16 protein-coding genes and 1 tRNA gene are annotated in these 13,339 nt (G+C 76.6%); 9 read left to right on the forward strand and 8 right to left on the reverse strand.

Going from position 1 to position 13,339, the window contains the following annotated elements:
* Positions 1 to 31 precede the first annotated feature (31 nt).
* From ACI79G_RS19280 to ACI79G_RS19290, 3 genes are all read left to right on the forward strand, one after another.
* The gene (locus tag ACI79G_RS19280; RefSeq protein WP_456882712.1) at positions 32 to 1,006 is read left to right on the forward strand and encodes a glucosyl-3-phosphoglycerate synthase; all 975 of its coding nucleotides are present in this window, start codon (positions 32 to 34) and stop codon (positions 1,004 to 1,006) included.
* Positions 1,007 to 1,203: 197 nt separating this feature from the next.
* Complete coding sequence (locus ACI79G_RS19285; protein WP_456882713.1) at positions 1,204 to 2,166, forward strand: glucosyl-3-phosphoglycerate synthase; 963 nt, start codon at positions 1,204 to 1,206, stop codon at positions 2,164 to 2,166.
* Positions 2,163 to 3,371 (forward strand): glycosyltransferase, encoded by a 1,209-nt coding sequence (locus ACI79G_RS19290; RefSeq protein ID WP_456882714.1) that lies wholly within the window; start codon positions 2,163 to 2,165, stop codon positions 3,369 to 3,371. Before ACI79G_RS19285 ends, ACI79G_RS19290 begins: the two co-directional genes overlap by 4 nt.
* A 1-nt stretch (position 3,372) precedes the next feature.
* On the opposite strand, the gene ACI79G_RS19295 is transcribed toward ACI79G_RS19290, so the two are convergent.
* A complete protein-coding gene (locus tag ACI79G_RS19295; protein WP_456882715.1) occupies positions 3,373 to 4,344 on the reverse strand; it encodes a Gfo/Idh/MocA family protein in 972 nt (323 codons plus the stop codon).
* Between the two features lie 333 nt (positions 4,345 to 4,677).
* Here ACI79G_RS19295 and ACI79G_RS19300 point away from each other — a divergent pair, with 333 nt between their 5' ends.
* The gene (locus tag ACI79G_RS19300) at positions 4,678 to 5,370 is read left to right on the forward strand and encodes a TetR/AcrR family transcriptional regulator (protein ID WP_456882716.1); all 693 of its coding nucleotides are present in this window, start codon (positions 4,678 to 4,680) and stop codon (positions 5,368 to 5,370) included.
* A gap of 2 nt (positions 5,371 to 5,372) precedes the next feature.
* Here ACI79G_RS19300 and ACI79G_RS19305 read toward each other — a convergent pair whose 3' ends face one another.
* The 3 genes from ACI79G_RS19305 to ACI79G_RS19315 form a co-directional block, all read right to left on the reverse strand.
* Positions 5,373 to 5,966 carry a TetR-like C-terminal domain-containing protein gene (locus ACI79G_RS19305; RefSeq protein ID WP_456882717.1) on the reverse strand — a complete coding sequence of 198 codons (594 nt, stop codon included), beginning with the start codon at positions 5,964 to 5,966 and terminating at the stop codon, positions 5,373 to 5,375.
* A 144-nt stretch (positions 5,967 to 6,110) separates the two neighbouring features.
* Positions 6,111 to 6,443: a hypothetical protein gene (locus ACI79G_RS19310; RefSeq protein ID WP_456882718.1), complete on the reverse strand. Its 333-nt coding sequence runs from the start codon at positions 6,441 to 6,443 to the stop codon at positions 6,111 to 6,113.
* Positions 6,444 to 6,581: 138 nt separating this feature from the next.
* The gene (locus tag ACI79G_RS19315) at positions 6,582 to 7,472 is read right to left on the reverse strand and encodes a 1,4-dihydroxy-2-naphthoyl-CoA synthase (protein WP_456882719.1); all 891 of its coding nucleotides are present in this window, start codon (positions 7,470 to 7,472) and stop codon (positions 6,582 to 6,584) included.
* A 457-nt stretch (positions 7,473 to 7,929) separates the two neighbouring features.
* Here ACI79G_RS19315 and ACI79G_RS19320 point away from each other — a divergent pair, with 457 nt between their 5' ends.
* Positions 7,930 to 8,718: an endonuclease/exonuclease/phosphatase family protein gene (locus tag ACI79G_RS19320; protein ID WP_456882720.1), complete on the forward strand. Its 789-nt coding sequence runs from the start codon at positions 7,930 to 7,932 to the stop codon at positions 8,716 to 8,718.
* A gap of 70 nt (positions 8,719 to 8,788) precedes the next feature.
* Here the strand turns inward: ACI79G_RS19320 and ACI79G_RS19325 are convergent, their stop codons facing one another.
* Positions 8,789 to 9,256 (reverse strand): NUDIX domain-containing protein, encoded by a 468-nt coding sequence (locus ACI79G_RS19325; RefSeq protein ID WP_456882721.1) that lies wholly within the window; start codon positions 9,254 to 9,256, stop codon positions 8,789 to 8,791.
* Positions 9,257 to 9,310: 54 nt separating this feature from the next.
* Between ACI79G_RS19325 and ACI79G_RS19330 the strand changes: the two genes are divergently transcribed.
* Positions 9,311 to 9,880 (forward strand): LOG family protein, encoded by a 570-nt coding sequence (locus tag ACI79G_RS19330; protein ID WP_456882722.1) that lies wholly within the window; start codon positions 9,311 to 9,313, stop codon positions 9,878 to 9,880.
* A 38-nt stretch (positions 9,881 to 9,918) separates the two neighbouring features.
* Positions 9,919 to 11,040: an NAD(P)/FAD-dependent oxidoreductase gene (locus ACI79G_RS19335; protein WP_456882723.1), complete on the forward strand. Its 1,122-nt coding sequence runs from the start codon at positions 9,919 to 9,921 to the stop codon at positions 11,038 to 11,040.
* On the opposite strand, the gene ACI79G_RS19340 is transcribed toward ACI79G_RS19335, so the two are convergent.
* Positions 10,985 to 12,073: a GGDEF domain-containing protein gene (locus ACI79G_RS19340; RefSeq protein WP_456882724.1), complete on the reverse strand. Its 1,089-nt coding sequence runs from the start codon at positions 12,071 to 12,073 to the stop codon at positions 10,985 to 10,987. The two genes, ACI79G_RS19335 and ACI79G_RS19340, sit on opposite strands and share 56 nt — an antisense overlap.
* Before the next feature lie 148 nt (positions 12,074 to 12,221).
* Between ACI79G_RS19340 and ACI79G_RS19345 the strand changes: the two genes are divergently transcribed.
* Both ACI79G_RS19345 and ACI79G_RS19350 read left to right on the forward strand, forming a co-directional pair.
* Complete coding sequence (locus tag ACI79G_RS19345; protein ID WP_456882725.1) at positions 12,222 to 12,545, forward strand: STAS domain-containing protein; 324 nt, start codon at positions 12,222 to 12,224, stop codon at positions 12,543 to 12,545.
* A 73-nt stretch (positions 12,546 to 12,618) separates the two neighbouring features.
* Complete coding sequence (locus ACI79G_RS19350) at positions 12,619 to 12,864, forward strand: STAS domain-containing protein (protein ID WP_456882726.1); 246 nt, start codon at positions 12,619 to 12,621, stop codon at positions 12,862 to 12,864.
* A gap of 7 nt (positions 12,865 to 12,871) precedes the next feature.
* Here the strand turns inward: ACI79G_RS19350 and ACI79G_RS19355 are convergent.
* Together ACI79G_RS19355 and ACI79G_RS19360 are read right to left on the reverse strand one after the other, a co-directional pair.
* Positions 12,872 to 12,958: transfer RNA gene (locus ACI79G_RS19355), tRNA-Ser, on the reverse strand.
* Positions 12,959 to 13,020: 62 nt separating this feature from the next.
* Entirely contained in the window at positions 13,021 to 13,260 is a 240-nt protein-coding gene (locus ACI79G_RS19360; protein ID WP_456882727.1) for a hypothetical protein, read from the reverse strand.
* Positions 13,261 to 13,339 lie beyond the last annotated feature (79 nt).

Below are 13,339 nucleotides of genomic sequence, written 5' to 3' on the forward strand. Positions count from 1 at the left end.
CCGCGGTGATCACCTCACCGAGAGTGGGCTGATGCGACCCGACGCGCGCGCCTGGTTCGAGTCCCGCACCAGCTCGGCCCCCTCCCTCGATGCGCTCGACCTCGACGCGCTGTTGCGTGCCAAGCGCCGCGGGCAGCACCGGGTCAGCGTCGTCCTCCCCGCCCGGGACGAGGAGGCGACCGTCGGCGGACTCGTCGCCGACCTGTACGAGCAGTGGGTCCAGCGGGTGCCGCTGGTCGACGAGCTGCTCGTCGTCGACTCCGACTCGACCGATGCCACCGCCGCGGTGGCCCGCGCGGCCGGGGGCGACGTCGTCGCCGCGGCGGACGTGCTGCCGGGCCACGGCAGCCGCCCGGGCAAGGGCGAGGCGCTGTGGAAGGGGCTGGCCGCCACCACCGGCGACCTCGTCGTCTTCCTCGACGCCGACCTGCTCGGCGACGTCCGGCACTTCGTGCCCGGCCTGCTCGGGCCGCTGCTCACCGACCCGCAGGTCGAGTACGTCAAGGGCTGCTACACCCGCCCCCTCGACGTGGCGGGCGCCAGTGTCCCGGCCGGCGGCGGGCGGGTCACCGAGCTGACCGCGCGGCCGCTGCTCAACGCGCTGTGGCCGGAGCTGACCGGGTTCGTGCAGCCGCTGGGCGGTGAGTACGCCGGACGACGGTCGGCGCTGGAGCGGGTGCCGTTCGTGTCGGGCTACGGCGTGGAGGTCGGGCTCCTGGTCGACCTGCTGCAACTGGTCGGGCTGGGCGGGCTGGCGCAGGTGGACCTCGGCGTGCGCCGGCACATCTCGCAGGGGCAGGAGGCGCTGGGCCGGATGGCGGGGCAGGTCGTGTCGACGGTGCTCGCCCGGGCCGGGCGGGGACAGGCCGGCGGGCTGCTCACCCAGTTCCGGCACGACGGCGCCGGCTTCGTGCCGCACAGCACGGCGGTGGCGGTCGACGAGCGGCCGCCTCTGGCGACGGTGTCCGAGTACCGGGCGCCGCTGGGCGACGTCGTCGTCGGCTGACGCCGGCTCCACCACCCCCTGGGGGATCACCCGCTGCCCACCCTGCGGGGCAGGGGGTGAGCGTCCGGAGGAGCACACCCGCGGACCGGAGACGGGACGCGGACGGCATCCCGGAACTGCCGTTTCTCCTGCATCCTGTCGCCCGCGGGGGACCTCCGTGCCGACGACGACGTCGGCACCCGGCCTGGAGGAGACGCGTGCGCCCTGACGTCCGTCGCTGGCTCCATGACCGCACCTTCACCGCCGACACGTGGCAGGCGGCCGACCTCGTCACCGCCAAGGGAACCCACGGCGCCACCGTGAGCGTCGTGCTCCCGGCCCTCGACGAGGAGCGCACCGTCGGCAGCATCGTGGCGACGATCCGCCAGGAGCTGATCGAGCGCTGCCCCCTGGTCGACGAGGTGGTCGTCGTCGACAGCGGCTCCCGCGACCGGACGGCGGAGATCGCGTCGGCGGCCGGCGCCCGCGTCGTCTCCGTCGACACGGTGCTCCCCCGGCACGGCAGCCGGCCGGGCAAGGGCGAGGCACTGTGGAAGGGACTGGCCGCGACCAGCGGCGACCTGCTGGTCTTCGTCGACTCCGACCTCATCGCCTTCGACCCGCAGTTCGTCGTCGGCCTGCTCGGCCCGCTGCTCACCGACCCCACCGTCGGCTACGTCAAGGCCCTCTACGACCGGCCGCTGACCACCACCGACGGCATCGTCCCCTCGGGCGGCGGCCGGGTCACCGAGCTCGTCGCCCGGCCACTGCTCAACGCCTTCTGGCCCGAGCTGGCCGGCTTCGTCCAGCCGCTGTCCGGGGAGTACGCCGGCCGCCGCGAGCTGCTCGAGCAGGTGCCGTTCGTCTCCGGCTACGGCGTCGAGCTCGGCCTGCTCGTCGACCTGGTGGCCCTCGCCGGCCTGGACGCGCTGGCCCAGGTCGACGTCGGCACCCGGCAGCACACCCACCAGGCCGATGCGGCCCTCGGCCGGATGGCCGGACAGATCCTGCAGACCGCGCTGGCCCGCCGGCCCGACACGGGGCGGCCCGAGCGCGAGCTGCTGCAGTTCCTGCGCACCGCCGACGGCCTCGAGGGGGTCAGCTGGGACGTCGGGGTGGTCGAGCGCCCGCCGATGCGGTCGGTCCGCGCCGCCGACGCCCGACCGTGGGGCCGGACGTGAAGATCCTCATGGACGCCGGCCCGTGGCTGCCGGTGCCGCCGCCGGGCTACGGCGGCCTGGAGAACGTCGTCGCCACGCTGACCGCCGAGCTGCGCGCACGGGGGCACACCGTCGTCCTGGCCTCGGTCGGCGACTCGACGCTGCCGGTCGACGGGCTGGTCAGCGCCTTCCCCAGCGGCCGGTTCGAGCAGCTCGGCGGGCCGTACCCGCAGGTGGTCGGCACCGCGCACGCGCACGAGCAGGTGGTGCTGGCGACCCTCGCCGAGCACGCGCTGGCCGGTGAGCCCTTCGACCTCGTGCACAGCCACGTCGAGGTGGTCGGCCCGGCGCTGCTCGCCGGCCTGGGGGACGCCGCCCCGCCGACGCTGGCCACGCTGCACTGGGACACCGGCCGCAACGCCGACTTCTGGGCCTCCTTCGACGGCGGGGGCCGGGTCTGGTTCGCCGGCGTCTCCGACACCCAGGTGGCGCAGGCGCCGGCCGCGCTGCGCGAGCAGGTGGTCGGCGTCGTCCCGCTGTCGGTGCCGGTCGACGGCCCACCCCCCGTGCCGCGGACGGACCGCTCCGACTCCGTCCTGGTGCTGGCCCGGCTGTGCGAGCCCAAGGGCATCGACACCGCCCTGCGCGCCTGCCGGGCGGCCGGGGTCCCCCTGGTGCTCGCCGGCCCGGTCGGCGGGCTGCCCGACCGCGAGGCACTGGAGAGGGCGCTCGCCACGTCCGGTCACCCGGCCCGCTCGCACCCCGACGTGACGTGGTTCCTCCGGCACGTCGACCCGCACCTCGACGGCGGAGCCGCGCGCTGGATCGGCAGCGTCGGCGGTGCGGCGAAGGAGGAGCTGCTGCGGACCTCCCGCGCGGCGCTGTTCCCGATCCGCTGGGAGGAGCCCGGCGGCACCGCCGTCTGCGAGGCCCTGGCCGCCGGGACGCCGGTGGTCGCCATGGCCCGCGGCTGCCTGCCCTCCCTGGTGGACGACGGCCGCACCGGCTTCCTCGCCACCGACGAGGCGGGGTTCACCGCGGCGCTGGGGCGGCTCGACGAGATCGACCCGGAGACCTGCGCCGCCGAGGCCCGCCGCCGCTTCGCGCCGGCCGTGATGGCCGACGGCTACGAGCGGCTCTACGCCACGACGCTGGAGCGCGCGCGGGCCTCCACCCGGTCCCGCGGCCGGCTCCTGTCCCGCGGCCGGCAACGTGCGCTGCGCTGAGTCAGGGCCGGACGGCCTCCCCGGTGCGGGCCGACTCGGCGATCGCCACCGCGACCCGGTGGGTGCGCAGCGCCTCGGCGTAGTCGACCAGTCCCTGCGCCGCCGCACCGCCGGCCAGCACGTCGACGAACGCCCGGTCGACCGCGGTGCGCCCGTCGACCCGCGGCTCGCTGCGCTGCGCGCCGTCGGCGGTGGTGACGGTCAGCGAGGTCTCGGTGAGCTCGACCGCCGCGCCGTCGCACACCACGCCGAGGCCCGCGGCCAGCTTGCCCGGCAGCGAGCAGGCGGCGGTCACCGTGCCGACGGCGCCGGACTCGAACGCGAGCAGCGCGGCGGTCGCGTCGTCGACGTCGCGACCCTCCGCGGTGGACGGCGCGGCCGTGGCGCGGACCTCGGCCACCTCACCGGCCAGCAGGCGGGCCAGGTCCAGCACGTGGGTGAGCTGCTCGACCACCTGCCCGCCGGAGCGCTCCCGCCGCGACCACCAGGCCGGCGGCGGCACCCCGTCCCACCAGGTCGCGGCGACCAGCCGGGGCCGGTGCGCGGCGCAGACCGCGCGGGCGGCGGCGACCGTGTCCAGGTGACGCCAGTGGTAGCCGGTCGCGGTGGGCAGCCCGGCCCCGGCCACGGCCCGCGCCACCTCCTCGGCGACGGCGATCCCCGTGGCCAGCGGCTTCTCCACGAAGAAGGGGACGCCCGCACCGACGGCGGCCAGCTCCAGCTCGCCGTGGGCGAAGGGCGGCACGCACAGCCAGACGCCGTCCAGCCGCTGGGCGAGCAGCCGGTCGACGTCCTCGACGACCGGCACGCCCAGCTCGCCGGCGAGCGCACCGGCGGCACCGGGGGCGGCGTCGGTCACGCCGACCAGCTCCACGTCGGGGAGGCCGGCCAGCGTCCGCGCGTGGCGGGCTCCGACACCCCCGGCTCCGACGAGTCCGACGCGGACGGGGGTGCCGGTGCTCGGTGCGCCCATGGCGGGGTCCTGCCCCTCCCGCCGAGCGCGCAACCGCAGGTCGGCCGCGCGACCGACGTGCGCGCCGCGTGCGACGCGCCGGCCCGGGACGCCGTGGGAGCATGGTGTCGTCCGCACCGGTCCCGCCGGTCACGCGGCTCGGGGCCGCGGACGACGACACGTCGGTCCGCCGGCACACTCCCGTGGCCGACGTCCCGCCGCCCTCGAGGTGGTCGATCTGCCCATCCGGGTGACAGCGGAGGGAGGAGCCGTGCTGGCCGGGCGGTCCGAGCGCACAATGGCCCGTGAGGGGAGCACACCGAGGCATGTACGAGGCGGAGTTAATCTGACACCGTGAGTGAGGTCATGGACCGGCGCGCCCGGAAGAAGGCGCAGACCCGGACACTGATCCGGGAGACCGCGCAGCGGCTGTTCGCCGAGCGCGGCTTCGAGGCTGTCACCATCGCGGACATCGCCGCCGCGGCGGACGTCGCCGTCCAGACCGTCTTCAACCACTTCCCGACGAAGGAGGACCTCTTCTTCGACGGGCACACGCCGTGGGTGGACGGCGCGGCCGAGGCGGTGCGGTCCCGTCCGGTGGGCACCGCCCCCCTCGACGCCCTGCACGCCTACCTCGTCGACCGGGTCGCCCTGCACGTCCGGCAGCTCACGACCTCCGAGGGCCGGCTGTTCGACGCCACGCTGGAGGCCTCCCCCTCACTGCGTGCCCGCGAACGCGAGCTGCACCACGAGGCGACCGCCCGGCTCGGTGACGCGCTCCACGAGGTCTGGGCGACCGAGGGCGGCGCCCCTGCGGTCCCGGAGGACGTCCACACGGCCGCCTCGGTGACCGCCGCGGTCTGGCTGGCCGCCGTCCGCACGCTGATCGTCCAGCACCGCCAGCTGCTCAGCGGCCCGGCGGGTGCCCTGCTCGGTGACACCGAGCAGGGCGTCACCCGGGCCTGCTCGATCGCCGACCAGGTGTTCAGCGGGCTGGGCACGGCGATGTCCCCACCGGCGAGCAAGGGACTGCGGCCCACCGGCTGACCTCAGACGGGAGCCCGCTCCTCGTCGGGGGCCACCACCGGCAGCAGCACGTCGTCCAGCACGTGCTGCACCTCCTCGCGGCTCATGGGGCCGTGGGCGGAGGTGTAGCGCTGCCACCAGAACGCCTCGATCACCGAGGACAGCAGCGCCAGCCGCGCGGCGGGGACCTCCTGCCCCCGCTCGGCCTCCCGGGCACCGATGACCTGCACGGCCGCGGCGAGCGGGCGGACCAGCGCGGCTTCCAGCCCGGCGCGCAGGTCCTCCTCGTGACGGGCCGCGCCCACCAGGCTGGCCGCCGCCCGCTCCTCGCGGTCCAGGGGCCGGCGCCACCGGTCGACGAGCGCGGCGAGGTCGTCGCGGAGCGAGCCCTGGTCCGGCGGCACCCGGACGAGCGTGAAGCGCCCCACCGCCGAGCGTGCCATCGCGGCCATGGTGGGCCAGCGCCGGTAGATGCCTGCCTTGCCGGCATGGGCGCGGGCAGCGACGCGGTCGCTGTTGAGCTTGCCCCAGCCCTCGTCGGCCAGGATGTCGACCGCGACGGAGAGCAGCTGCTCGGACAGCTCGGCGCTCAGCGGGCGCCCCGGGGTGCCGCTCATGCCGGGACCAGGGGGATCCGGTTCACGGGGTCATGGTGGCGCGCAATTGGAACCGTCACAACGAGGACACCGGAGAGTTTCGGACTTTTTCGGCGATCCACGTTCCGGAAAGGACCCGGGTCCCCGACCCCGTCGCCCTGCGCGTCAGGCGCCCGCGGCGCTCTCGACCCGGACCTGCAGACCGGCCCCGTCGTCCACCAGGCGACCCGCGTCCGCCGCCTCCGCGACCACGCCGTCCCACCGCTGCGCCCAGTCGCCGCCGCCCGCCTGCGACTCGGCCGTCGCCCGCAGCGCCGCGACCTCCAGCACGCCGGTCTGCGCGTCCTCCAGCCGGCCGAGGCCGGCGTCCCGCAGCGCCTGGTCGGCCTCCTCGTCGGTCACCGCGCCGAGGGCCAGGTACACCGCGGTCAGGTCGTCGACGTCGACCACCCGCACCTCGGGCCGCTCGTCGGCGCCGCCCACCACCTCGACGATCACCAGAAGGACCCCCTTCTCCCCAGCCCTCGTAGAAGGACCCCGCCCTCCTCACCGCTCGCAGGCTCGCGGCGAGCCTCTGGACGGGGCCGGCCCGGAAGGGGGCCGCGACGGCGGAACCGTTGGCGCACAGCGCGATGCTCACACATGCCAGGGGAAGCGGCTGAAGTCCGGGTCCCGCTTCTCGAGGAACGCGTCCCGCCCCTCGACGGCCTCCTCGGCCATGTAGGCCAGCCGCGTCGTCTCGCCGGCGAACAGCTGCTGGCCGACCAGCCCGTCGTCGATGAGGTTGAACGAGTACTTCAGCATCCGCTGCGCGGTCGGGCTCTTGGCGACGATCCGCCGTCCCCAGTCCAGCGCGGTCCGCTCCAGCTCGGCGTGCGGGACGACGCGGTTGACCATGCCCATGCGGTGCGCGTCCTCGGCGGAGTACTCGTCGCCGAGGAAGAAGATCTCGCGGGCGTACTTCTGGCCGACCTGCCGGGCGAGGTAGGCTGAGCCGAAGCCGCCGTCGAAGCTGCCGACGTCGGCGTCGGTCTGCTTGAACCGGGCGTGCTCGGCGCTGGCCAGCGTCAGGTCCGAGACGACGTGCAGGCTGTGCCCGCCGCCGGCGGCCCACCCGGGGACGACGCAGATGACGACCTTGGGCATGAACCGGATCAGCCGCTGCGCCTCGAGGACGTGCAGCCGGCCGCTCGAGCGGCCCTTGTCGTGCTCGTAGCCGTACCTGCCGCGGACGCGCTGGTCGCCGCCGGAGCAGAACGCCCAGCCGCCGTCCTTGGGGCTCGGCCCGTTGCCGGTGAGGAGCACGCAGCCCACGTCGGTGGACAGCCGGGCGTGCTCGAGCGCGGTGATCAGCTCGTCGACGGTCTGCGGACGGAACGCGTTGCGGACCTCGGGCCGGTCGAAGGCGATGCGCACGACCCCGGCGTCCACGGCCCGGTGGTAGGTGATGTCGGCGAGGTCGAGGCCCTCGACCGGCTGCCACGCCGCGCTGTCGAAGATCTCGGAGACGTCGTCGCGCGCGGTCATGGGCCGAACCTAGCCCGGGCCCGGCCGGTCACGGCAGGAGGCCCCGACCACACGTCCGCGCCGGCGGCTGGGGCGCCGGGGCACCGCTCGCCGGGGCCGCCGGCCGACGCGCCACCGGGCGGGACGGCGGCCGGGCGGTCGCCCACGGGGACGGTCCCACCTGACGCCGCCGGGTCGGCCGCCCCGGGGACGCCGGGTGCGGGGTCGCCCGCCGCCGGCACGCCCACCGCCGGTGCGCCGCCGGGAGCGACCTCGACCGGGCTCGGCGTCGCGGCGGCAGCCGGGGGTGCCGGCGGCGAGGTGGCGCGGGCGGGAGGACACCGGCCGGCTCCCTCAGCGTCGAGGACGGGACGTGCACGGGGTAGGTGCCTCTGTACGCAGCGGCACCTCGACGGGAACGGCACCGGCCCCGCACCCTGCCGCGGGTAGCGTCGCCGGGGTGTCCGGGGAGCCCGCCGTGCGAGTCGGCACCGTGAACGTGGCCTCGGGCCGCAGCCCGGGCGGCCCGGTCCTCGACGCCGCGGGCCTGGAGAAGGCGGTCGCCGGCCTGGACGTCGACGTGCTCGCCGTGCAGGAGGTCGACGCCGGGCAGCCCCGCTCCCAGCGCGTCGACCAGGCCGCCGCCCTGGCCGCCGGGCTCGGCGCGGCGGACTGGCGGGCCGCGGCCACGGTGACCGGCACCCCGGACCCCTTCCGCAGCTGGTCCCCGGCCGGTCCGGTGCTGCGTGGCCCGCACACCCCGGCGGACGGCCCGCTCTACGGGATCGCGCTGCTCAGCCGGCTGCCGGTGCTCGAGTGGTCGGTGCTGGACCTGGGCTCCGGCCGGGCTCGGCTGCCCGTGCAGGGCCCCGACCCGCGCACCGGTCGGGTGCGCTGGTGGTGGTTCCCCGACGAACCGCGGGCCGCCGTGGCCGCCCGGCTGGGCTCGCTGACCGTCGTCGCCACGCACCTGTCGTTCGCCCCGCACACCGCCGTGCGGCAGCTGCTCCGGCTGCGCCGGTGGATCGCCGGGATGCCCGGCCCGGTGGTGCTGGCCGGCGACCTCAACCTGCCCGGCACGCTGCCGGCCCGGCTGCTGCGGGCGGTCCCGCTCGTGCGCGCGCCGAGCTACCCGGCATCCGCTCCCCGGGCCCAGCTGGACCACCTGCTGGCCGTCGGGGACGGGCTGCGCGGGAGCGACGGCGCGACCACCGTGCTGCCGGTCGGCGACCACCGCGCGCTCACCGCGACGGTGACCCCGGCCTGACCGCCGGCGCGGTGGCCCCGTCCAGGGCACCGCCCCGAGCCTGCGAGGCGTGGGAGGACGGGGTCCTCGTTCAGGCCGAGAGCAGGTCGTGCAGGCGGTACAGCGACGCCTCGAAGCCCGGGTGCAGCGGCACCGACACCAGGTCGCCGAGCGCGATCCAGGCCACGCCGTCGCTCTCGCCGTCCAGCTCCAGGTCGCGCGGCTCGATGTCGCGCAGCGGGCGGGCCAGCACGGTCGTGTACGACCAGCCGCCGTGGTCGTCGACCGAGGACGGACCGAGCTCCAGGTCGCCCGGCAGCAGACCCAGCTCCTCGCGCACCTCCCGGAGGGCGCCGTGCTCCGGGGACTCCCCGGCGTGCAGCGCGCCGCCGGGCGTCCCCCACGTGCCGCCGTGGTGCGACCAGACGGCCCGGTGCTGCAGGAGCAGCTCCGGCCCGTCGACGCCGGCGCGGTGCACGAGCAGCCCGGCCGCACCGACCCGGCCCCAGTGCCGGTGGCCGAGCGCGCAGGTCACCCAGCCGTCGGTCGGAGAGAACACGCTCCCAGTGAACCCCGTCCGGGGTGCCGGCGCCGCCGTGACAGGCTCGGCGTCGTGCGCGTCGCCGTCTTCACCGGGTCCCAGAGCGGGCCGCCGTCCCACCGGTCCGCCGTTGCCGAGTTCGCCGCCGGGCTCGCCCGCACGGGCGTCGGCATCGTCTACGGCGGCGGGCGCGCCGGGCTGATGGGTGTGGTCGCCGACGCCGCCCTGGCCGCCGGCGGCGACGTCGTCGGCGTCATCCCCCAGCACCTGGTGGACGACGAGCTCGCGCACCCCGGGCTGCCGCAGCTGGAGGTGGTCGTCTCCATGCACGAGCGCAAGGCGCGCATGGCCGAGCTCGCCGACGCCTTCGTCGCCCTGCCCGGCGCGGCCGGCACGCTGGAGGAGCTGTTCGAGGCCTGGACCTGGGGGATGCTCGGCCTGCACGCCAAGCCGGCCGTCCTGGTGGACGTCGACGGCTTCTGGCAGCCGCTGCTGGCCCAGCTCCGCCGCATGGTGGACGACGGCTACCTCGACGGCCGCCGGCTGGACGCGCTCGGCGTGGTCACAGGTGTGCCGGAGCTGCTGGCCTTCGTCGAACGCTACGAGCACCCGGCCCGGAAGTGGGCACCGACCCCGCCGTGACCGGGTCGACCCCCGCGGGGGGCCGTAGCGTCGGGCCGGTGCAGCGCTGGGACGTCGTCGTCGTGGGCGGCGGCCCGGCCGGGTCGGCCGCGGCGCTGGCCGCCCGGCGCAGCGGTGCCTCGGTGCTGGTGCTCGACCGCGCCGACTTCCCCCGCGACAAGGTGTGCGGCGACGGCGTGGCCCCCGAGGCGCTCGACGTCCTGGCCGGTCTGGGCGTCGACCCCGCCGCGGTGACCGCCGGGTACCCGCCGGTCCCCCGGCTCTCGCTGCGCTCGCCGGGCGGGGCCGTCGTCGAGCGCGACACGCACCGGCCGTCGTCCGTCGTCCCCCGGGAGGTGTTCGACGCCCGGCTGCTGGCGGCGGCACGGGCGGCCGGAGCGGCATTCCGCCGGTCCACCGTGCGCACCCTGGCGGCCGACGCGGACGGCGTGACCGTCGACGGCACCGTGCGGGCGGGCGTGCTCGTCGGGGCGGACGGCGCGGAGTCCGTCGTCCGCCGGGCGCTCGGGCTGGGGTCCCACCGCCCGGACCGGCTGGCCGTGGCCATCCGCGGCTACGCGCCCGCGCTGCCCGGCCAGGACGCCACCCAGGTGCTGGTGACCACCGAGCAGCGGTGGCCGGCCTACGCCTGGTCCTTCCCGCTCGGCGACGGGCGGGCCAACGTCGGTTACGGCGAGCTGGTGTCCGGCGGCGCCACCCGCGCGGCGCTGGTCGAGGGGCTGCACCGGCTGCTGCCGGGCGTGGCACCGGAGGGACTGCGCGCGCACCGGCTGCCGCTGTCCACCGGCCGGCCGCGGCTGCCCGACGGCCGGGTGCTGCTGGCCGGCGACGCCGCGTCGCTGGTCAACCCGCTGACCGGGGAGGGCATCTTCTACGCCGTCCTCTCCGGCGCGCTGGCGGGTGCGGCGTGGTCCGCGGGAGCCGGCGCGGGCGCCCGGTACCGGGAGGCGCTGCGGCGGCGGCTCGGCGCGCACCTGCGCGCCACCCGGCTCGCCTCCGAGCTCTCCCGCTGGCCGCGGCTGATGGACGCCGCCGTCCGCGCGGCCGGCGCCGATCAGCGGGTCTTCGACGACGTGGTGGCCCTCGGCCTGTCCGAGGGGCGGCTCACGGGGCGGACCGTTGCCGCGGCAGCCCGTCGGCTGGTCCGGGGACGGGACTGACGGCGACCTCGACGCGGTCGCGGCCGGCCCGCTTGGCCTGGTACAGCGCCGCGTCGGCGGCGGCGTAGAGCTCGCGCACGGAGGCGGCGTGCAGCGGCGCGTGGGCGACCCCCACGCTGATCGACAGCGGCAGCGCGTCGCCGTCGGCGCGCGGCAACGGCGAGGCCCGCACCGTCTCGACCAGCTCCCGGGCGCGCCGGGCCGCGGTCCCGGCGGTACAGCCGGGCAGCAGCAGCGCGAGCTCGTCACCGCCGAGGCGGCCGACCACGGCGTCCCCGGCCCGCACCTGGCGCCGGACCAGGCCGGAGAGGTGGACCAGCGCGTCGTCCCCCACGGGGTGGCCGTGCGCGTCGTTGATCTGCTTGAACGAGTCGACGTCCAGCAGCACCAGCGCCGTCCCGGTGCCCGTCGGGTCCCGCTCGAGGGCTCCGCTCAGGGCGTCGTCCAGCACCCGCCGGGTGACCAGTCCGGTGAGCGGGTCGACGTCGGCCTGCTGCTGCAGCGCCGCGACCAGGCGGTCCTGCGTCGAGGCGGTCCGGACCAGGATCACCGACGCCACGACGAGCACGGTCCCGATGACGAGCTGGTCGTGCATGGCCGGCTCGACGGGCTGGAGCAGCAGCTGGGTGACTGCGTTGCCCACCACGGCCGCCCCCGTCACCAGGGCGACAGCGGCCCAGCGCAGGTGCGACGCCGCCCAGAGCACCGGGAAGGCGAGGAACGCCTGGCCACCGGCGGAGGGATCGACGGTCAGCACGTTCAGCACGCAGGTCAGCAGCACGCCGCCCACGCCGATGAGGGGGAAGGCGCCCCTGCGGTCCAGCTGCTCGGCCGGGACGAGGACGCACAGCACGATCGTCGCGGCGAGCGCGGCGACCCCCGCCCAGGAGGCGGCCCGCGTCGCGCTGCTGACCGAGTTCGGCCCGAACGTCGTGAGCAGCGCCAGGACGACGGTGGAGACGCCCATGATCAGGACGATCGAGTGCGCCGAGGCGCGTGGCTCCCGCGCACGCAGCGAGTCGGCGAAACCCATGCCCCCTCCATCGTCGTCCCGGCGGTGCGGCTCCAGCGGGCCTCCCCCGCGCGGGTGACGCGAGCGGCAGCGGACTCGCACGTCAGGCCCAGGGAACTGTCAGACCGTGCGCGCAGGATAGCCATCAGTCACCACGAGGAGGACGGCGATGACGACGGCACCCGCACCGAGCCGGGTCGACACCGGCACGGTGCACCTCGACGACCGGCTGCTCGCCGGCGGCCTGGCCGACGTCCGCTGGGCGCTGCTCGGCACGCTGCACGCCGGGGCCCGCTCGCTGGTGGTCGACCTCACCCGGGTGCAGCACCTGCCGGACGCCGTCGTCGCCGTCCTGGTGTCGGCGCACCGCATCTGCCGGGCCCGCGGTGGCGCGGTGGTGCTGCGCGGCGCCGACCCCCGCACCGAGGAGCTGCTGCGCCGCACCGGCCTGTGGCGGGTCCTGGCCGCCGAACCCGCGCTGGCGGCCGCGTGACCGAGCTCGCGAGGTCACGCAGGGGCCCGGCACCGCCGGACACGTGGCCGACGAGCGCCAGCGAGGAGGACACGTGACCGGGGTGCTGAGCGAGGTCGTCGACCGGCGGGCAGGACTGATCACGGTGAGCGGCCACCTGACCTCGAGCGGCGCGGACCTGGTGCGGGGCACGGCCGACCGGCTCCGCGACGCCGGCCACGCCCGCGTCGTGCTCGACCTCCGCGGCGTGGGCGCCGTCGACGTCGACGGCCTGGCGGTCCTCCGCGAGCTGCACCGCGAGTTCCGCGTGGACGGCGGCGAGCTGCTCATCCGCAGCTGAGCAGGAGCGGAGGGCGTGGGATTCGAACCCACGATGGGTGTCACCCCATAGCGGTTTTCAAGACCGCCGCCATCGGCCACTAGGCGAGCCCTCCTGGCGGGTCGAGGCTATCCCCTCGCCGGCAGCGCCCGAGCCCCGTCCACGCCGGGCCGCGGGTCAGTCGCCCCGATCCGCAGGCTCGTCCCGGGCGGCGTCCTGCTCCCGGCGGAAGCGGAGCGACTCGACCAGCACGTAGCCGAACAGGACGCTCCAGGCGGTGTAGAGGAACGCCTCACCCCACGCGGCGTCGACGAGCTGCACCACCACCTGCACCAGGCTGTAGGCGAGCGCACCGGCGGCCAGCACCTGCACGCCGCGGTTGCCGAACCAGGGCGGGCGGAACGGGGTGGCGGCCACGGCGCCACGCTAGCCGGACGTGCGCGGTCGGGACGCGACCGCTCCGTGTCGATCACGGGGTCACGCAGGGCGGCCTCCC

It is taken from the genome of Geodermatophilus sp. SYSU D00779 (assembly GCF_054050595.1).

Bases quoted from the DNA above. Each gene is read 5' to 3' on its own strand.
- ACI79G_RS19280 (WP_456882712.1), top strand. From the start codon at position 32: ATGCGACCCGACGCGCGCGCCTGGTTCGAGTCCCGCACCAGCTCGGCC.
- ACI79G_RS19295 (WP_456882715.1), bottom strand. From the start codon at position 4,344: ATGGGCGCACCGAGCACCGGCACCCCCGTCCGCGTCGGACTCGTCGGA.
- ACI79G_RS19305 (WP_456882717.1), bottom strand. From the start codon at position 5,966: ATGAGCGGCACCCCGGGGCGCCCGCTGAGCGCCGAGCTGTCCGAGCAG.
- ACI79G_RS19315 (WP_456882719.1), bottom strand. From the start codon at position 7,472: ATGACCGCGCGCGACGACGTCTCCGAGATCTTCGACAGCGCGGCGTGG.
- ACI79G_RS19340 (WP_456882724.1), bottom strand. From the start codon at position 12,073: ATGGGTTTCGCCGACTCGCTGCGTGCGCGGGAGCCACGCGCCTCGGCG.
- ACI79G_RS19345 (WP_456882725.1), top strand. From the start codon at position 12,222: ATGACGACGGCACCCGCACCGAGCCGGGTCGACACCGGCACGGTGCAC.